The 18628-nt window shown below is 65.9% G+C and carries 18 protein-coding genes and 1 tRNA gene; 10 read left to right on the plus strand and 9 right to left on the minus strand.

The features are described from left to right. Positions 1 to 43: 43 nt before the first annotated feature. On the minus strand, positions 44 to 295 hold the full coding sequence (locus tag GGC30_RS09645) for a DUF2164 domain-containing protein (protein ID WP_153923644.1): 252 nt from the start codon (positions 293 to 295) through the stop codon (positions 44 to 46). Next, on the minus strand, positions 292 to 2199 hold the full coding sequence (locus GGC30_RS09650; protein ID WP_055754807.1) for an ABC-F family ATP-binding cassette domain-containing protein: 1908 nt from the start codon (positions 2197 to 2199) through the stop codon (positions 292 to 294). The genes GGC30_RS09645 and GGC30_RS09650 overlap by 4 nt, the downstream gene beginning before the upstream one ends. A gap of 151 nt (positions 2200 to 2350) precedes the next feature. Between GGC30_RS09650 and ndk the strand changes: the two genes are divergently transcribed. Beyond that, the gene (gene ndk / locus GGC30_RS09655) at positions 2351 to 2770 is read left to right on the plus strand and encodes a nucleoside-diphosphate kinase (RefSeq protein WP_017504672.1); all 420 of its coding nucleotides are present in this window, start codon (positions 2351 to 2353) and stop codon (positions 2768 to 2770) included. Between the two features lie 211 nt (positions 2771 to 2981). Next, on the plus strand, positions 2982 to 3182 hold the full coding sequence (locus GGC30_RS09660) for a YMGG-like glycine zipper-containing protein (RefSeq protein WP_017504673.1): 201 nt from the start codon (positions 2982 to 2984) through the stop codon (positions 3180 to 3182). A gap of 91 nt (positions 3183 to 3273) precedes the next feature. Here the strand turns inward: GGC30_RS09660 and GGC30_RS09665 are convergent, their stop codons facing one another. From GGC30_RS09665 to purM, 3 genes are all read right to left on the minus strand, one after another. After that, positions 3274 to 5343: a M13 family metallopeptidase gene (locus GGC30_RS09665; protein WP_153923646.1), complete on the minus strand. Its 2070-nt coding sequence runs from the start codon at positions 5341 to 5343 to the stop codon at positions 3274 to 3276. Between the two features lie 87 nt (positions 5344 to 5430). Further along, positions 5431 to 6015 carry a phosphoribosylglycinamide formyltransferase gene (gene purN / locus GGC30_RS09670; protein ID WP_370451941.1) on the minus strand — a complete coding sequence of 195 codons (585 nt, stop codon included), beginning with the start codon at positions 6013 to 6015 and terminating at the stop codon, positions 5431 to 5433. A gap of 4 nt (positions 6016 to 6019) precedes the next feature. Continuing rightward, the gene (gene purM, locus GGC30_RS09675) at positions 6020 to 7057 is read right to left on the minus strand and encodes a phosphoribosylformylglycinamidine cyclo-ligase (RefSeq protein ID WP_153923648.1); all 1038 of its coding nucleotides are present in this window, start codon (positions 7055 to 7057) and stop codon (positions 6020 to 6022) included. A gap of 79 nt (positions 7058 to 7136) precedes the next feature. On the opposite strand from purM, the gene rnd reads away from it, so the two are divergent. Then, entirely contained in the window at positions 7137 to 8285 is a 1149-nt protein-coding gene (gene rnd / locus GGC30_RS09680; protein ID WP_153923650.1) for a ribonuclease D, read from the plus strand. A gap of 12 nt (positions 8286 to 8297) precedes the next feature. Here rnd and GGC30_RS09685 read toward each other — a convergent pair whose 3' ends face one another. The 4 genes from GGC30_RS09685 to GGC30_RS09700 all read right to left on the minus strand — a co-directional run bounded on the left by GGC30_RS09685 (position 8298) and on the right by GGC30_RS09700 (position 13152). Further along, the gene (locus GGC30_RS09685) at positions 8298 to 9785 is read right to left on the minus strand and encodes a Ppx/GppA phosphatase family protein (RefSeq protein WP_153923652.1); all 1488 of its coding nucleotides are present in this window, start codon (positions 9783 to 9785) and stop codon (positions 8298 to 8300) included. Continuing rightward, on the minus strand, positions 9785 to 12001 hold the full coding sequence (locus tag GGC30_RS09690) for an RNA degradosome polyphosphate kinase (RefSeq protein ID WP_153923654.1): 2217 nt from the start codon (positions 11999 to 12001) through the stop codon (positions 9785 to 9787). Before GGC30_RS09690 ends, GGC30_RS09685 begins: the two co-directional genes overlap by 1 nt. A 60-nt stretch (positions 12002 to 12061) precedes the next feature. Continuing rightward, positions 12062 to 12742 (minus strand): chromosomal replication initiator DnaA, encoded by a 681-nt coding sequence (locus tag GGC30_RS09695; RefSeq protein ID WP_153923657.1) that lies wholly within the window; start codon positions 12740 to 12742, stop codon positions 12062 to 12064. A gap of 86 nt (positions 12743 to 12828) precedes the next feature. Further along, positions 12829 to 13152 carry a YciI family protein gene (locus GGC30_RS09700; RefSeq protein ID WP_228763693.1) on the minus strand — a complete coding sequence of 108 codons (324 nt, stop codon included), beginning with the start codon at positions 13150 to 13152 and terminating at the stop codon, positions 12829 to 12831. Positions 13153 to 13281: 129 nt separating this feature from the next. Between GGC30_RS09700 and aspS the strand changes: the two genes are divergently transcribed. The 7 genes from aspS to rplK all read left to right on the plus strand — a co-directional run bounded on the left by aspS (position 13282) and on the right by rplK (position 18628). Further along, a complete protein-coding gene (gene aspS / locus GGC30_RS09705) occupies positions 13282 to 15114 on the plus strand; it encodes an aspartate--tRNA ligase (RefSeq protein ID WP_153923659.1) in 1833 nt (610 codons plus the stop codon). A 144-nt stretch (positions 15115 to 15258) separates the two neighbouring features. Beyond that, on the plus strand, positions 15259 to 15393 hold the full coding sequence (locus GGC30_RS16630; RefSeq protein ID WP_255360388.1) for a hypothetical protein: 135 nt from the start codon (positions 15259 to 15261) through the stop codon (positions 15391 to 15393). Positions 15394 to 15488: 95 nt separating this feature from the next. Further along, a complete protein-coding gene (locus tag GGC30_RS09710) occupies positions 15489 to 16823 on the plus strand; it encodes a hemolysin family protein (RefSeq protein ID WP_153923662.1) in 1335 nt (444 codons plus the stop codon). Positions 16824 to 16919: 96 nt separating this feature from the next. After that, positions 16920 to 16995: transfer RNA gene (locus GGC30_RS09715), tRNA-Trp, on the plus strand. 70 nt (positions 16996 to 17065) lie between these two features. After that, positions 17066 to 17380, plus strand: a complete 315-nt coding sequence (secE, locus tag GGC30_RS09720; protein WP_153923664.1) for a preprotein translocase subunit SecE — start codon at positions 17066 to 17068, stop codon at positions 17378 to 17380. Between the two features lie 13 nt (positions 17381 to 17393). Further along, positions 17394 to 17969 carry a transcription termination/antitermination protein NusG gene (gene nusG, locus GGC30_RS09725; protein WP_017506694.1) on the plus strand — a complete coding sequence of 192 codons (576 nt, stop codon included), beginning with the start codon at positions 17394 to 17396 and terminating at the stop codon, positions 17967 to 17969. 227 nt (positions 17970 to 18196) lie between these two features. After that, positions 18197 to 18628, plus strand: coding sequence for a 50S ribosomal protein L11 (gene rplK / locus GGC30_RS09730; RefSeq protein WP_055754816.1), 432 nt, complete (start codon positions 18197 to 18199; stop codon positions 18626 to 18628).

Consider the following 18628-nt stretch of genomic DNA (forward strand, 5'->3'; position numbering starts at 1 on the left):
GGCGGTTTTCGTTTGGGCCGACCCATTCAGCGATACGGGTCGGTCAGCGCGTGGGGGCTGCGCGTTCGAGGCCATACAGCGCCTCGACGATGTCCTCGGCCTTCTGCTGGACCAACTGCTGGGCGTCGTGGACGCCGCGATTGTAGAAGGCGCCGCCGATCTCCGTGCCGATGAAGTCCAGCAGCATATCGGCCGGAAGCTGGCCGAGTTCCTGATCCAGTTCTCGGGCGAAGTAGTCGCGCAGTTTGGCGGTGATCGCCGCGCGTTCTTCCTTGGAGAATTCGATCGGTTTCATGCGACTTCGGCGAGGGCTTCTTCGGCGGCGACCCAGGCGGCTTCGGCGGCGGCCAGATCGGCCTCGGTCTTGGCGCGGGCGCGGGTCAGGCCTTCGAGGGCCTTGGGATTGCTGACCGAGGCGGTGGCCATGTCGTCGTCGATGCGGGCGATCTCGGCCGTCAGGCGGGTCATGGTCTCCTCGGCCTTCTTGACCGCATGGCGCAGGGTCGAGGGCGAGGGGCCGGATCGCTTCTTGTTGCCCCTATCGTTCGCGCCGCGGGCGCTCTCTGCTTGAGGGGCGCCTGAGTTCGCCTTGGCCTCTTCCTTCTTGATCTGGCTGGGCTTGGCGATGGCCTGTTTCGCGCGGTCCAGGACGAACTTGGCGTAGTCGTCCATGTCGCCGTCGAACGGCTTGACCGTGCCGTCGGCGGCCAGCCACAGGCGATCCGCCACCATCTCCATCAGCGAGCGGTCGTGGGTGATCAGGATGACGGCGCCGTTGTAGTCGTTCAGCGCATCCAGCAGGGCGCGACGGCTGTCGATGTCCAGGTGGTTGGTCGGTTCGTCCAGGATCAGGACGTGGGGCGCGTCCATCGCCACCATGTTCAGCAGCAGCCGCGCGCGCTCGCCGCCCGACAGGCTGTCGACTGTGGTCTCCTGCTTCTCATAGCCCAGGCCGAACTGGGCCAGCTTGGAGCGTCGGGCGCTTTCGGGCGCATCCGGCATGGCGCGGCGGATGATTTCCAGCGGCGTGTCGGTCGGGTCCATGGCCTCGATCTGGTGCTGGTGGAACCAGCCGACGCGCATCTTCCTGTCGCGGTGAAGCTCGCCCTCGGACACGTCCAGAGCGCCGGCGATCATCTTGGCGAAGGTCGACTTGCCCGCGCCGTTGACGCCCAGCAGGCCAATGCGGTCGTCCAGGTCCATGCGCAGGTTCAGATTGCGCAGGATCGGCTTGCCCGGCTCATAGCCGACATTGGCCCGCTCCAGCCGGATCAGCGGCGGCGCCAACGGACGCGGCGGCGAGGGCAGGGTGAAGGGGGCGACGCGCTCCTCGATCGTGGTGGCGACCGGCTGCATCTTCTCCAGCCGCTTCATGCGCGACTGGGCCTGCGCGGCCTTGGAGGCCTTGGCCTTGAACCGATCGACGAAGGCCTGAAGGTGGGCGCGTTCGGCGTCCTGCTTGGCCTTGGCAGACAGCTGGAGGCGCGCCTTCTCCGCGCGAGCCTTTTCGAAGGCGTCGTAGTTGCCGGTGTAGAGCGTCAGGGTGTGGTTCGCGAGGTGCAGGATATGGGTGCAGACCTCGTTCAACATCTCGCGGTCGTGGGAAATGATCAGGGCGGTGTGCGGGTATTTCTTCAGCCGCGCCTCCAGCCACAAGGCGCCTTCCAGGTCGAGGTAGTTGGTCGGTTCGTCCAGCAGCAGCATGTCCGGCTCGGCGAACAGGGCGGCGGCCAGGGCGACGCGCATCCGCCAACCGCCCGAGAACTCGGACATCGGTCGGGCCTGGTTTTCCTGGTCGAAGCCCAGACCGACCAGGATTTCGGCGGCGCGCGCGGGCGCGGCGTCGGCGTCGATCTCAATCAGGCGCGACCAGATCTCGCCCATCTCTTCCGGTTCTGCGGTCTCGAGTCGGCCCAGCAGGGTGTGGCGTTCGACGTCGGCCTCAAGGATGGTGTCGATGACGCTGACGGGGGTCGCCGGATGCTCCTGATCGACCGAGCCAATACGGGCGGTCTTGGGCAGGCTGATCTCGTCGCCGGCGGCGTGAAGCTCGCCCAGGATCAGCTTGAACAGGGTCGATTTGCCGATGCCGTTGCGGCCGACCAGACCGACCTTGGAGCCGGGCGGCAGGCTGACGGAGGCGTCCACGAGAAACTTGCGGCCCCAGGCGTTGAAGGTCAGGTCGGTGATCTGGAGCATTGCGGCGAAGGTTCTTCGGTTGGGCGGCGTCCCTCAATCGGCAGGTCGCCATGCGGCGTGCGTCAGGGATGCAAAAAGGGACGGTTGGAAACGCGGGAGGTGGTCGCTATAAGCCCGCGACACTCAATCTCCCAACAAGAAGTCAATTCCCATGACCGAACGTACCTTCTCGATCATCAAGCCCGACGCCACGCGCCGCAACCTGACCGGCGCGATCAATGCCGTGATCGAAGGCGCCGGCCTGCGCATCGTGGCCCAGCGTCGCGTCAAGCTGACGACCGAACAAGCCAAGAAATTCTACGAAGTGCACGCCGAGCGCCCGTTCTACGGCGAGCTGGTCGAGCAGATGACGGCCGAGCCGGTCGTCGTTCAGGTGCTGGAAGGCGACAACGCCGTCGCCGCCTATCGCGAAGTCATGGGCGCCACCAACCCGGAACAGGCCGCCGAAGGCACCATCCGCAAGCAGTTCGCCCTGTCGATCGGTGAAAACTCGGTCCACGGTTCGGACAGCCAGGACAACGCCAAGATCGAGATCGCCCAGTTCTTCACCGACGACCAGATCGTAGGCTAAGCGCTCAAGCCGCGAGGGACCGCGTTCCGAGCGTAGCGCGAACACAAGGCGCTCAAGTCGCGCGGGACCGCGTCCCGAGCGTAGCGCCGAAACAAAGCGATGCGAGAGCGAAGCCTCTCGCATAGCGTGACTATATAGGCCCGCGCCCGGAACCGGACGCGGGCCTTGTCGTTTGGTGGTCATTATCTCGTTCGTCTCCCGGAGAAGACCCATGAAGACCATGATCAAACTGGCCCCCGTCATCGGCGTCGTGGCCCTGCTGGCCGCCTGCGGCCAAACGATGGAACAACGCGCCGCCACCGGCGCCCTGGGCGGCGCCGTCGCCGGTCAGGTCATCGGCGGCAACACGGGTTCGACCGTGGCCGGCGCCGCCATCGGCGCCGTCGCCGGCGCGGCGACCAAGCCCCGCTAAATCGGGCTCAGTCTTTCGGGCGAAAGCCCGGATGACAAAAAGGCCCGGAGCGCTCGCTCCGGGCCTTTTCTACGTCTGGCGTCCGGCGCCCTTACCAGATGCGGGCGCGGGCCTCGGGCGCGATATATTCCTTCTGGTCCGGGGAGACGCCGAAGGCCGCGTACCAGGCGTCGATGTTGCGCGGCGAGGTCGCGGCGCGCACCGGGCCGGGCGAGTGCGGGTCGGTGGTCAGCTGTTCCTTCAGGGCCGCCTCGCGCGACTTCTCGCGCCAGACCTGCGCCCAGCCTAGGAAGACGCGCTGATCGCCCGTCAGCCCGTCGATGACCGGCGCCGGCTGGCCGTTCAGAGACTTGTGATAGGCGTCCAGCGCCAGCAGCAGGCCGCCCAGGTCGGCGATGTTCTCGCCCATCGTCAGGTCGCCGTTGACATGCACGCCGGGGATCGGCTCCAGCTTGTCATAGATGTCGCCCAGCACCTTGGCGCGCGCCTCGAAGCGGGCGGCGTCTTCCGGCGTCCACCAGTCGCGCAGCACGCCGTCGCCGTCGGACTTGCGGCCCTGATCGTCGAAGCCGTGGGTGATTTCGTGGCCGATGACCGCGCCGATGCCGCCGTAGTTGACGGCCGGGTCCGCGTTCGGATCGAAGAAGGGCGCCTGCAGGATGGCGGCCGGGAAGACAATCTCGTTGCGCGGCGGGTTGTAGTAGGCGTTCACCGTCTGGGGCGTCATGCCCCATTCCAGCGGATCGACCGGCTTGCCGATCTTGCCGCGCTTGTACGCCCATTCGAAGGCCGATGAGCGTTCGACGTTGCCGTACAGGTCGTCGGCCTTCAGCTCCAGGCCGTCATACGAGCGCCACTTGTCGGGATAGCCGATCTTCACCCCGAACTTGGACATCTTGTACAGGGCCTGCTCGCGCGTGGGCTCGCTCATCCAGTCCAGGGTCTTCAGCCGCTCCGTCATGGCGTCGCGGATGTTGCCGACCAGGGCTTCCATCTGGGCCTTGGACGAGGCGGGGAAGTGCAGGCGGACGTATTCCTGGGCCAGGACCTCGCCAAGCTGGCCGTCGACCAGGGCCACGCCCCGATTCCAGCGGGGACGGTTTTCGGGCTGACCGCGTAGGGTCTTACCGCGGAAGTCGAAGCGGGCGTCGACGAAGGCCTTGGACAGATAGGGGCTGGCCTGATCGACGACGTTGAACGCCTGCCAGGCCTTCAGCGTCTCGATGGGGGTGTCGGCGAACACCTGGGCGATGGCGGGGATGGCGGTGTTTTCCATCAGCACCAGGGTGTCGACGTCCGACACCTGGGCCCCCGCCAGGAAACCGGCCCAGTCGAAGCCGGGAGCTAGGGTCGCCAGGTCCGAGGCCTTGGCCGGGTTGTACAGCTTGTCGATCTGGCGACGCTCGACGGTCGTCCACTGCTTGTCGGCGACCTTGGTTTCGAAGGCCAGGATGTCGGCGGCGGTTTTGGCCGGGTCGGCCCAGCCGATGGCGGTCAGGGTGGTCGTCAGATAGGCCAGATAGGCCTCGCGCTGGGCGGCGAAGTCGGCCTTCAGATAGTAGTCGCGGTCCGGCAGGCCCAGCGACCCCTGACCCAGATAGGCCGAGTTCAGATTGGGGTTCTTCAGGTCCTCGAACACATCGATGCCGAACAGTGAGCCGCCGAAGCCCGAATGGCTCTCGCCCATCAGGCGCGCCATGCCGGCGTGGTCGGTGACCGCCTTGACGGCGGCGAGGTCGGCGGCCAGCGGCGTTGCGCCCAGCTGCTCGATCTTCGCCTCGTCCATGAAGCTGGCGTACAGGGCGCCGACCTTGCGGGCGTTCTCGTTGGCGGGATTGGCGGCGCTGGTTTCGATGATCGACTTCAGCTGGGACTGGGCGTTCTCATACAGGACGTCGAATGGGCCGAAGCGCGACTTGTCGGCCGGAATCTCGGTCGTGCGCAGATAGGTTCCGTTGGCATATTCGTTGAAGTCGTCGCCGGGCTTCACCGAGGTGTCGCGACCGGCCAGATCGAAGCCCCAAGCGCCGAAGGGGCTGTGGGCCGCACCGGCCATGCCGTGCGAATGCTGGGCCGAAGCGTCCTGGGCCGAGGCCGCGCCGCCGGTGAGAGCGACGACGATACAGGCCGAGCAGGCGGCCATCAGACGAATGCGAGTCATGGATAGAGAGGGTCCCGATTGAGGTCGGGCGCACCATTGCGCCGGTGCGGCGGTCTGTCGCATGACGTTTTTGTAATCTTCGCGCCGCTAACGGCGGGGCAGGTCTCGGCAGAAGTCGGTCAGCACCTGCGGGTAAAGCTGATGCTCCGCAGTCTTGACCCGTTCGGCCAGGGCCCCGGCCGTGTCGCCCTCGACGATCGGCACGCGCGCTTGGCCAAGGATCGGTCCCTCGTCCACGCCCTCGGTCACCAGATGGACCGTGCAGCCGGCCTCGGCGTCGCCGGCGGCGATCGCACGGGCGTGGGTGTCCAAGCCGGGATACAGGGGCAGCAGGCTGGGGTGAATGTTCAGCATCCGCTCGCGCCAGCCGCCGACCAGCCAGGGCGTCAGAACACGCATATAGCCGGCCAGCGCTACGACCTCGACACCGACGTCGCGCAGGACCGCGTCCACCGCCCGCTCATGCGCCTCGCGATCCTTCCCGAACGGTTTGTGCGTCACGGTCGCCGTCGCCACGCCCTTGGCGGCCGCAATCGCCAGACCGCCCGCGCCCTCGATGTTCGACAGCACCAGCACGACCTCATAGCCGTTGTCCGGCGCCTGACCGGCGTCGATCAGAGCCGCCATGTTGGAGCCCGCCCCAGAGATCAGGACGGCGACGCGCGTCTCCACAGTCTCAGGCCGCTTCCAGTTGTCCGCAGACGAACGCGACTTCGCCGGCGTTGAGCAGGGCCGCCAGCACCGGCTCAGCGTTCTCGGGCGAGACGATCAGGATGAAACCGACGCCGCAATTGAAGGTGCGGCGCATCTCATGGTCGCTGATGCCGCCGGTTTCGGCCAGCCACTGGAAGACGGCGGGCATGGGCCAGGCGTTCCAGTCGAAGCGGGCCTGCAGACCCTCGGCGATGCAGCGAGGCGGGTTTTCGATCAGGCCGCCGCCGGTGATGTGGGCCGCGCCCTTGACCAGGCCCGCCTTCATGATTGGCAGGACCGGCTTCACATAGATGCGGGTCGGCTCCATCAGGGCCTGGGCCAGCGAACGGTCCTTGGCGAAGGGGGCGTCGTCGCCCCAGGCCAGGCCGGACTTCTCGACCACCTTGCGCACCAGCGAATAGCCGTTGGAATGCGGGCCGGTGGAGGCCAGGCCGATGATGACGTCGCCGGCCGCTTGGCGATCCAGATAGGGCAGGGCGTGGCCGCGCTCGACGGCGCCCAGGCTGAAGCCGGCCAGATCGTAGTCGCCCTCGGTGTACATGCCCGGCATTTCGGCGGTCTCGCCCCCGACCAGGGCGCAGCCGGCCTGGCGACAACCCTCGGCGATGCCGGCGACGACGCGGCGGGCGGCGTCGATCTCGAGCCGGCCGGTCGCGTAATAGTCGAGGAACAGCAGGGGTTCGGCGCCCTGGGCCAACAGGTCGTTGACGCACATGGCGACCAGGTCGACGCCGACGCCGTCATGACGGCCGGTCTCGATCGCGATCTTCAGCTTGGTGCCGACGCCGTCGGTCGTGGTGACGATCAGCGGGTCCTGGAAGCCGGCGGCCTTAAGGTCGAACAGGGCGCCGAATCCGCCCAGCGAGGGCTCCGATCCGGGGCGCGCCGTCGATTTCGCCAGCGGCTTGATATGTTCGACCAGCATTTCACCCGCGTCGATGTCCACGCCCGCATCGGCGTAGGTCAGACCGTTTTCGAGAGGCTTTTGGGTGTCGCTCATGGGATCTCGGGCCTGAATCGGGGCGGAAATGCAGCGCGGCTCTTGCCACAGGTAGGATGCTCGGGGCTATAGCATCGGAATGATGCCGATCACCACCACCGAGGCGCTGGCCGATTTCTGCGCCCGCGTAGCCAACGCTCCTTTCATCACGGTCGACACCGAGTTCATGCGGGAAACGACCTATTGGCCGAAGCTCTGCCTAATCCAGGCGGCCTCGGCCGATCACGCCGCCATCATCGACCCGATGGCGGAGGGGCTGGATCTGGAGCCGTTCCTGGACCTGCTGCGCGATGAGAAGATCGTGAAGGTCTTCCACGCCTGTCGCCAGGACGTGGAAATCTTCGTGCGCCTGGGGGCCATGCCCAAGCCGATGTTCGACACCCAGGTCGCCGCCATGGCCGCCGGGTTCGGCGAACAGGTCGCCTATGATTCGCTGGTGCGGCAGATGTTGCGCATCGAGGTGGACAAGGGCAGCCGCTTCACCGACTGGGCGCGCCGGCCGTTGTCGGAGAACCAACTCGTCTATGCGCTGGGCGACGTGACTCACCTTGCGGCGCTGTATCCCAAGCTGCGCGACCGGCTGCAGAAGGAAGGCCGGCTGGAGTGGGTGATGTCGGAGATGGAGAGCCTGACCGATCCGGCCCTCTACGACACCAATCCGGAAAACGCCTGGAAGCGGCTGAAGCCCAAGAAGTTCTCGGCCAAATATCTGGCGGCGTTCAAGGCCGTCGCCGTCTGGCGCGAGCGGGCGGCGCAGGAGCGCGACCAGCCGCGCGGCCGCATCCTGAAGGACGAGGGCATCGACGAGATCGCCCAGCAGACGCCGACGGATGTCGAGGCCTTCAATCGCCTGCGCTCGGTGCCCAAGGGTTTCGGCGGTTCGCGCCTGGGTCTGGAACTGGCTGAGGAGCTGAAGCGGGTTCTGGCCGATCCCGAATCGCATGCGCCCGAGATGGAGCGCCCCGCCCACCGCCAGCCGGCCCCACCGTCGGTGGTGGAACTGTTGAAGGTGCTGCTGAAGGCCAAGAGCGACAACGCCGGCGTGGCCTCCAAGCTGATCGCCACCGTGTCGGACCTGGAAAAGATCGCCATCAGCGACGATGCCGACATCGACGCCATGAAGGGCTGGCGCCGCCAGATCTTCGGCGAGGATGCGCTGAAGCTGAAGCGCGGCGAGATCGCCCTGGTGCTGAACGGCGCGCGGGTGGAAGTCGTCGAGATCGAATAGGGGCCGCTCAGCCTAGATCTTCAGCCCCAAGTCCATCGCCTCGGCGAGGGCCTTGGCGCGCTTTTTGGTCTGTTCGCCCAAGAGGACGTCGGCGTAGCCTTCGGTCGCGGTCAGGCGCAGGTCGCCGCCTTTGACCTTGGCGGTGGCGTTGGCCATCAGCTGGGGCGAGCGCCCGGACAGATCGCAGGCCAGACGGATCGCCAGGCCGATGGCGCGAGCGCGCTTGGCGGCGGCGGCGTCGAGAAGGCGGTCGATGACCTCGGGCTGCGGCGTGGCGGGCGCGCCGCCATAGCGAGCGTTCATGGCGCTGGCCAAAAAGGCGCGTTCCGTATGGCTGATGCCCGCGACGGGCGCGCGCAGCACCTGGTCGAAGACAAGCTCCAGCCGGTGATCCGGGTGCAGCCTCGCGCCCAGATCCGCCAGACGGCACGCGGCGCTGACCAGCACGGCGTCGCGTTTTTCGCCGAACACCTCGGGCAAGGCGGCGACGATTTCGGAAATCCAGCCGTTCAGCGCGCCGGGCAGGGCGGGAGCTACGCCCTGGCGACCGCCCAGGGCGGTGCAGCCGGCCAGAAGCGGATCGGCCGTGCGCGTCGCCTCATCCAGCGTCTCGAAAAGCAAGCCCTCGCGCACGCCCCAGGCCGACATCTCGATCTGTTTGAGCCCGAGATGTTTGATCAACGCCTCAAGCACCAGGCCGGCGTAGGGCAGGGTCTCGGCGCGCTTCTTCGACACGCCGGGCAGTTTGGCCAGGCTGGCCGCCGACTGCTGCGCCACCAGACGCGCGGTCTCCAGCGCCTCCTCGGCCGACATTTGATACTGATGCACGACCTTCAGCGGATAGGATTTCAGGCCCATCTGCACCTGAGCCAGGGTCCGCCAGGCGCCGCCGACGGCGTAGAGGCGCTCGCTCTTGAACTGGCCTGCGACCGGTTTCAGGGCCTGATCGATACGGGCCTTGATGCGGTCGGCGTCGAAGGCTTTGCCGTCAGCCAGAGCAAACGGACCCAGCGGCAGGGTCAGGCCGTTCTCGACGCCGTCTCCGTTCAGCCGGGTCAGCTCAAGACTGGCGCCGCCCATGTCGGCCGAGACGCCGTGGGCCAGGGGGGCGCCGGCCAATACGCCCATGGCCGCATATTTGGCCTCTTCCTCACCCGACAGGACGCGGATCTGGAGGCCGGTCTCGGCGGCGACCCGCTCACAGAACTCCGGCCCGTCCAAGGCTTCGCGCACGGCGGCGGTGGCGGCGATCAGGGTCGCGTCAGGCCTCACGCCTTCCAGCACGGCGGCGAAACGGCGCAGCGCCGTCATCGCCATGACCACGCCCTCGGGCGACAGTTTGCGCGTCGTCGGCAGGTCGCGGCCAAGGCCGGCCAGAACCTTCTCGTTATAGACGGTCCAGATCGCGCGGCCTTCCAGCCGGTACAGGACTAAACGCACGGAGTTTGAACCGATGTCGATCGCGGCGATGTCGCGGTCGGTAAGCGTGATGTCGGGCATCAGCGGCCTGGACGCTCGTAGCGCAGGACGGCGGGCAGGCTCTTGGCCTTGCGGCCGCGCCCGGACAGGCTGGGGTTGGTCATGAAGTATTTGTGGGCCGAGAAGGGCCGCTCAGGATCGGCGGGGGTGACGCGTGTATAGCGCCCTTCGGCGTCCAGCACCCAGCTTTGTGCATCGTCCTTCAGATTGGCGACCATGATCTGGTCCAGCACCTGATCGTGGACGGTGGCGTTGCGGATCGGCGTCATCAGCTCGACACGGCGATCCAGGTTTCGCGTCATCCAGTCGGCCGAGGAGATGAAGACCTTGGCCTTGTCATGCGGCAGGTCCTTGCCGTTGGCGAAGCAGACGATGCGGCTGTGTTCCAGGAAGCGGCCGACGATCGACTTGACCCGGATATTCTCGGACAGGCCTGGCACGCCAGGACGCAGACAGCAGATGCCGCGCACAACCAGATCGATCCGCACGCCCCATTGGCTAGCCCGGTACAGCGCGTCGATGATCTCGACATCGACCAGGGCGTTCAGCTTGACCCAGATGGCGGCGGGTTTGCCCATGGCGGCGGCCGACATCTCCTTACCGATCAGTTCGATCAGCGTAGCCTTCATGTTCAGCGGCGAGACGACCAAGGCTTCGAGGTGGTCCGGCGTCGCATAGCCGGTGATGTAGTTGAACACCCGCGTCGCATCGCGCCCCAGGACGGGGTCGCAGGAGAACAGCGACAGGTCCGTGTAAACCTTGGCCGTCACGGGGTGATAGTTGCCGGTGCCGAAGTGGCAGTAGGTGCGCAGGCCCTCGCCCTCGCGCCGGACCACCACGCTGACCTTGGCGTGGGTCTTGTATTCGACGAAGCCGAAGACGACGTGGACGCCGGCCCGCTCCATCGCCCGCGCCCAGCGCAGATTGGCCTCTTCGTCGAAGCGGGCCTTCAGTTCGACCAGGGCGGTGACGTTCTTGCCGTTCTCGGCCGCCTCGATCAGGGCGGCGACGATGGGGCTGTCCTTGGAGGTGCGGTACAGCGTCTGTTTGATGGCGATGACATTGGGGTCGCGCGCGGCCTGACGCAGGAATTGAACCACCACGTCGAAGCTCTCGAATGGGTGGTGGATCAGCAGATCCTTTTCGCGAATGGCCGCGAAGACGTCGCCGCCATTGTCGCGGACGCGTTCGGGATAGCGCGGCTCATAGCCCTTGAACTTCAGATCCGGGTGGCCGCCGGGGATCAGATCCGATAGCTGGGCCAGACCCAGCATGCCATCGACCAGAACCACGTCCTGGGGCGCAGCCTCCAGCTCGCCGACGATGAAGTCGCGCAGATCGGCAGGCATGGAGGCCTCGATCTTGACCCGCACGACCGAGCCCAGGCGACGCTGCTTCAGCGCCTCCTCGAACTCCAGCACCAGGTCCTCGGCCTCTTCCTCGATTTCGATGTCGCTGTCGCGGATCAGGCGCAGAACGCCCTTTTCCTGAACCTCGCAGCCGGGGAACAGGTGGTCGATGAACAGCAGCAGCACGTTTTCCAGCGTGATGAACCGCTTGTGCCCCGGCGTGGAGCGGCCGTCGGTGGGCAGTTCCCAGAACCGGCGAACCTGGGTCGGCACCGGCACCAGGGCGTAGAAGGTCTTAGTCTCGCCCTTGCGCTTCAGCTTCAGCGCCAGGGAGAAGCCCAGGTTGGGCAGGAAGGGGAAGGGGTGCGCCGGGTCGATGGCGAGCGGCGTCAGGACGGCGAAGAGCTGGTTCAGGAACTCGGGTTCCAGACGCTCCTTCTCGGTCTTGGTGATCTTCTGGCGATCGACGATCTCGATGCCGGCGACCGTCAGCTCCTTCTTGAGCTGACGCCAGCGCAGCTGCTGTTCGGCCATCAGCTCGCCGGCGGCGATGTTGATCCGCTCCAGCTGTTCGGCGGGGGTCAGGCCGTCGGCGGACAGAACGCGCAGGCGTTCGCGCAACTGACCCTTCAGGCCGGCGACGCGGGTCATGAAGAACTCGTCCAGATTATTGGCCGAAATGGACAGGAACCGCAGCCGCTCCAGCAGCGGGTGGTTGGGGTTGGCCGCTTCTTCCAACACGCGTTCGTTGAACGCCAGCCACGAGGTTTCGCGATTGAAGAACCGGCTGGGCGAGGCCATCAGCTCTTCACTCAGCGCCAGTTGAGGGGCGCGAGAGGCGGGAACCTCTTCGCCTCGGGTGTCATCATGGATCGCGGCGTCGGTCATGAACCGGTTCTCGCGCGCGTGTGTGACGGCCGCAAGCGGGCGCTGAGAAAATGTCGCGGTTCAGTCGGCGGCGGCGTCCATGGCGTCCAGCACCTGACGCGCCAGAACGCGCGTAACCGGGCGGTGGAGGGCGTCCAGACGTTCGACCACCGAAGCGGCGGTCTCGGCCGAGCGGTCCAGGCGGCGCACCAGATAGTCGATCACGTCGTCGGACGGGGTGATGCTGCGTTCGGCGAAGCGGGCGCGCAGGATGGCCGACAGGACGGCGTCGTCGGGCGCGGCGATGGCGACGGCCCGCACGGCGTCCAGCCGCGATCGCAGATCGGGCAGATCGACTGACCATTGGCGCGGGGCCGAACGCGACACCAGCAGCAGAGCGCCGCCGCCGGAGTTGGCCAGATTGATCAGATGAAACAGGCTTTCGTCGTCGGCGTCGGCCGCGCGGTCCAGCAGGACCGGCCGCCCTTCCAGCTCCAGCGGATCGATCAGCGCAGCCTCGGCGCCGTTCAGCGGCACAGCGCCGACACGCTCGGCCCAGTCGGCGGCCAGGCGGCTCTTGCCCGATCCCGGGGGGCCGTGCAGCGCCAGCACCGCGCCCACGCCGTCGGGCCAGCGGGCCAGAACGCGCACGGCCTCGGCGTTGCTGTCGGACGTCACGAAGGCCTCGCCCGCAACCGGCCGCTCCAGCGGCAGACGCAGCTGTTCGGTCGTCGTCGGGGGCAGGGCGCTCAGCGCGGACATGCGCCTGTCATAGCAGAGCCCGGCGTTAACCGCGTCAGGCCCGCTCTGTTGGTTGCGGGGAGCGAACCGCGCCCCTGTGGATGAAATCAGGCGAATTCGGCCAGGGCGGGGTTCAGCTTGCCGGCCTTGAACTCCGTCACCGTGTAATCGGCCAGGCCGTGAACCTGGAACGGATCGTCCTTCAGCAGGGTCTCCAGCTCTTGCTTGGTTCCGCCGCTGCGCACCACCAGAATGCCGCCGGTGCGCGGGACCATCGGCCCGGCGGCGATGATCAGGCCGCTGGCGACATGCTGATCCAGCCAAGCGCGATGCTCGACCGTCCGTTCCTCGATGGCTTCGATGGGCTGGGTGTAGGTGATGGTGACGATGAACATGGCGGCCTCGGGCGGGATGGAAGCGTCAGATATCATGCGCGGCGGCAGGCTTTGCAACGGCTGAAACCTTGACTTTCCGGGGCGATGATGCGCCCTACGCCGCTTCGATTTCGGGCGCCGACGGCGTCGGATTCCACCGCCCAGAGACTCCAGACGGTTCGTTTCATGCACGCCTATCGCTCTCACACCTGCGGCGCCCTGCGCGCCTCCGACGCCGGTTCCGCTGTTCGCCTTTCGGGCTGGGTTCACCGCAAGCGCGACCACGGCGGCCTGCTGTTCATCGATCTGCGCGACCACTACGGTCTGACGCAGCTGGTTCTGCACCCCGAGACGCCGGGCTTCGCCGCCGTGGAGCGTCTGCGCGCCGAGAGCGTGATCAAGGTCGATGGCGAGGTGGTCGCCCGCGACGCCTCGGTGGTGAACCCCAACCTGCCGACCGGCGAGGTCGAGGTGCGCGTCCAGGGCGTCGAGGTGCTGTCCGAAGCCGCCGAACTGCCGATGCCGGTCTTTGGGGATCAGGAATATCCAGAGGATATCCGCCTGGCCAACCGTTTCCTGGATCTGCGCCGCGAGCGTCTGCACAAGAACATCGTGCTGCGCTCCAAGGTGATCTCCTCGATCCGTCGCCGCATGGTCGATCAGGGCTTCCTGGAGTATCAGACGCCGATCCTGACGGCTTCGTCGCCGGAAGGCGCGCGCGACTTCCTGGTGCCGTCTCGACTGCATCCGGGCAAGTTCTATGCGCTGCCCCAGGCGCCGCAGCAGTTCAAACAGCTGCTGATGGTGTCGGGCTTTGATCGCTATTTCCAGATCGCGCCGTGTTTCCGCGACGAAGACCTGCGCGCCGACCGGTCGCTGGAGTTCTACCAGCTCGACGTCGAGATGAGCTTTGTCACCCAAGAAGATGTCTTCGCCGCCATCGAGCCGCTGATGCACGGCGTGTTCGAGGAGTTCGGCGAGGGCAAGCCGGTCTCGCCCATCGACGGCGTCCATACCTTCACCAACGACTTCGGCGAGACGTTCGAACACAAGGGTTTCGAGCGCCTGACCTATGCCCAGTCGATGGCCTGGTATGGCTCGGACAAGCCGGACCTGCGCAATCCGATCAAGATGCAGGTGGTATCGGATCACTTCCGCGACGGCGGGTTCGGCCTGTTCGCCAAGATCCTGGGCGCGGACGACAAGAACGCCGTCTGGGCCATTCCGGCCCCCACGGGCGGTTCGCGCGCCTTCTGCGACCGCATGAACAGCTGGGCGCAGGGCGAGGGCCAACCGGGCCTGGGCTATATCTTCTGGTCCGAAGACCAGGGCGCTTGGGGCGGCCCGATCGCCAAGAACCTGGGTCAGGAACCGACCGAGGTCCTGATGTCGTCGCTGGGCCTGGGCCAGGGCGACGCCGCCTTCTTCGTCGCCGGCCTGCCTGCGACCTTCGCCAAGTTCGCCGGCCTGGCCCGCACCCGCGTGGGCACCGAGCTGAAGCTGGTGGACGAAGACCAGTTCAAATTCTGCTGGATCGTCGACTTCCCCATGTTCGAATGGTCGGAAGAAGAGAAAAAGGTCGACTTCAGCCACAACCCCTTCTCGATGCCGCAGGGTGGGCTTGAGGCGCTGGAAGGTCAGGATCCGCTGACCATTCGCGCCTATCAGTACGACATCGTCTGCAACGGCTATGAGCTGTGCTCGGGCGCGATCCGGAACCACAAGGCCGAGATCATGCTGAAGGCCTTCGAGATCGCCGGCTATGACGCCTCGGTGGTCGAGGAGCAGTTCGGCGGCATGCTGAACGCCTTCCGCTTTGGCGCGCCGCCGCACGGCGGTCTGGCCCCCGGCATCGACCGCATCGTCATGCTGCTGGCCGGCGAGACGGCCATCCGCGAGGTCATCGCCTTCCCGCTGAACCAGCAGGGCGAGGATCTGCTGATGAACGCCCCGACCGAGGCCGAGGAGCGCCAGCTGAAGGATGTCCACATCCGCACGGCGCTGCCGATCAAGGTGTGATCGGCGAGGTCTGATCAAAGACGAAGAAGGGGGACGCTTCGCGGCGTCCCTCTTTTTTGTGCTCGCGCTCAGGGCGAGCACGATTGCCTGCAACCGCAAACCGGGATTTACGTTCGGATCGGACGTTAATCTTTCGGTAACCAAATGCGACGCGCCATTCGACTGGGTATCTTCATCGGCACCGTGCTGGGCATGAGCGCCTGCGCGACCCAGTATGACGCCAATGGCCGGCCGGTTTCGGGCGCTTACGGCTCGGTCGAAGCCGGGCGGACGGGCTGAGCGCAAAGGAAAACGTGGCGCTGGTCGCGATCCTGCCCTAATGTAGCGCTGCGGACGCCGTCTGTCGCGCCGCGTCGGTCCCCAAAACCCCCTAGATGTTACTCATCGCTATTGCTGTCGTTCTGCTCCTGGTGGTGCTCAACGGCTTGTTCGCCATGACTGAATTGGCGGTCGTCTCCTCGCGGAAATCCAAACTACAGGCGAGGGCGGAACGGGGCGACCGGGGGGCCAGGGCGGCGCTGAAGCTGTCGGAAGAACCGACTCAGTTCCTGTCCGCGGTTCAGGTGGGCATCACCCTGATCGGCATTCTGGCGGGCGCCTATGGTCAGGCGACCATCGCGGGCGAACTGGATCGCATTCTGGAAGTCGCCTTCCCGGCGCTGGCTCAATATACCGAATTCTTCGCCACGGCCCTGGTGGTCGTGTGCATCACCTATGTCTCGCTGATCATCGGCGAACTGGTGCCCAAGCGCCTTGCGCTGATCTTCCCCGAGACGGTGGCGTCCAAGATGGCCGGCCCGATCTCCAAGCTGGCGATCGTGTTGAAGCCGTTCGTTCTGCTGCTGACCGCCTCCACCTCGGGCATCCTGAAGCTGTTGGGCGTCAAGGATCGCGACGGCTCGGACGTGACCCAGGAAGAGGTGGCGACCATCCTGGCCGAAGGCACTTCGGCCGGCCTGATCGAGCCCGAAGAGCAGGTGATGATCGAGGAAATCCTGCGCCTGGGCGACCGTCCGGTGCGGGTGGCCATGACGCCGCGCCACGACGTGTTCTGGATCGCCCTGGACGACCCCGAAGAGATGCTGCGCGAAGAGATTCGCACCTGCCCCTATTCGCGGATCGTGGTGGCGCGCGAGAGCGACGTGGATAATCCGCTGGGCGTGGTTCACAAGAAGGATCTGCTGGACAGCCTGCTGACCAACGGCAAGTTCGACATCGAACCGCTGGTCGCCGAGCCGGCCTTCATTCCGCAGTCGACTTCGGTGTTGAAGGCGCTGGAGATCCTGAAGGGCTCGCGGGTCCACATGGCCTTCATCGTCGACGAGTACGGCGCCTTCGAAGGCGTGGTGACAGCGACCGACATCCTGGAAATGATTGCCGGCGACTTTAACGAAGGCCATGACGAAGAGCAGGCCTGGATCCATCAGCGCGCCGACGGCAGCTGGCTTGTCGACGGTCAAACGGACCTGGACGAACTGGCTGACAAGCTGGGCGAGGACTTTGGCGAGCATGAAGGCTTCCACACCGTCGCCGGCCTGATTCTGCACCAGATCTCGCGCGTCCCGGACGAGGGCGAAGTGCTGCAGGTCGGCCGATTCGAGGTCGAGGTCGTGGATATGGACGACCGCCGCATCGACAAGCTGATCTTCAAGGAACTGGTGAAGGCACAGGACGAGCGCGACGCCATCGCCGCGCATCTGGAAGACTGATCGCAAGTGTCACATCGCCCTTGAAATGGCGGGCGGTGTCGGGCATACGCCCCCCTCTGGCGAACGCACGGACCTTTCGGGTTTGCGCGGTTGTCTAGGAGTTTAGCTCAGCTGGTAGAGCACCGGTCTCCAAAACCGGGGGTCGTGGGTTCGAGTCCCCCAACTCCTGCCAATCCCCCCTGTCGCTTCCGGATGGGACTTCCCATCTGGGGCGACAGGAACAATTGTGTGAAGAGCAACTGATGGCCAAGGCCAAAACTCCCGGCAAGCGGCCTCAAGGCAGCGCGAAGCCCCAGATGGGCGCCAAGCCTCAGGCGGCCGGCGCCGCCGCCATCACGGTCGATTCGCCCGAGTCCAAGAAGCCCCGTACCAGCCCCGGCCAGTTTCTGAGCCAGGTGCGCGCCGAAGGCCGCAAGATCGTCTGGCCCAGCCGCAAGGAGACCTGGATCACCTCGGTGATGGTCTTCATCATGGTCATCATCGCCTCGATCTTCTTCTGGATCGTGGACACTGGCCTCGGCTACGCCTTCCGCTACATCATCGCTCTCGGATCCTGAGAAAGACGCGCCCATGACCGATGCAGCGCCCGCAAAGCCCGCCAATCCGCGCCACAAGTGGTACATCGTCAACGCCTACTCGAACTTCGAGAAGAAGGTCGCCGAGCAGCTGCGTGACCAGGCCAAGCAACAGGGCCTGGAAGACGCCTTCTCCGAAATCCTGGTTCCGACCGAGGACGTCGTCGAGATCCGTCGCGGTCGCAAGGTGAACTCGGAACGCAAGTTCTTCCCCGGCTATGTGCTGGTGAAGATGGAAATGACCGACCAAGCCTACCACCTGGTCAAGAACACGCCGAAGGTCACGGGCTTCCTGGGCGCCGCAGGCGGCACCAAGCCCCTGCCGGTCTCCGAGCGTGAAGTTCAGAACATCATCGGCGCCGTGGAAGAGGGCGTCGAACGTCCGAAGCCCACCATCCGCTTCGACATCGGCGAGAAGGTCAAGGTCATCGACGGCCCGTTCGCCAGCTTCGACGGTTCGGTCGAGAGCGTGGACGAAGAACACGCCCGCCTGCGCGTCGCCGTGTCCATCTTCGGCCGCGCCACGCCAGTCGAACTGGAATACGCCCAGGTGGAGAAGGTCGCGGGCTGAGGCTCACACACCTGTCGAGATTTAAGCCGCGTCCGAAAGGGCGCGGCTTTTTCGTTTCTGCGGCGTGGGTAGGGCGGTGCGTTGCCTTTCCAGCCCCGCTCTGTTACACGCGCGCCTTCGCTCGGCGGACCTCGGTTCGTGGAGCGTCAAATCCGTGGGAGGCAGCCATGCCGCACCACGGCTCACCGGTCCCGGATCACGTCCGGGATCATTCATAGGAGAGACCAATGGCCAAGAAGATTCTCGGCTATATCAAGCTGCAAGTGCCGGCCGGTTCGGCCACGCCTTCGCCCCCGATCGGCCCGGCTCTGGGTCAGCGCGGCGTGAACATCATGGGCTTCTGCAAGGAGTTCAATGCGCGTACCGAGAAGGAAGCCAAGGGCACCCCGCTTCCGACCGTGATCACCGTCTATCAGGACAAGTCGTTCACCTTCATCACCAAGACGCCGCCGGCGACCTGGTACCTGAAGCAGGCCACGGGCCTGAAGTCGGGTTCGAAGCTGGTCGGCCGTGAAGTCGCCGGCAAGATCACGCAGGCGCAACTGCGCGAGATCGCCGAAAAGAAGATGAAGGATCTGAACGCCAACGACATCGACGCGGCGGCCAAGATCATCGAAGGCTCCGCCCGCGCGATGGGCCTCGAAGTGGTGGAGGGCTAA

The organism is Brevundimonas sp. SPF441 (genome assembly GCF_009661015.1).
Classification (GTDB): domain Bacteria; phylum Pseudomonadota; class Alphaproteobacteria; order Caulobacterales; family Caulobacteraceae; genus Brevundimonas; species Brevundimonas vesicularis.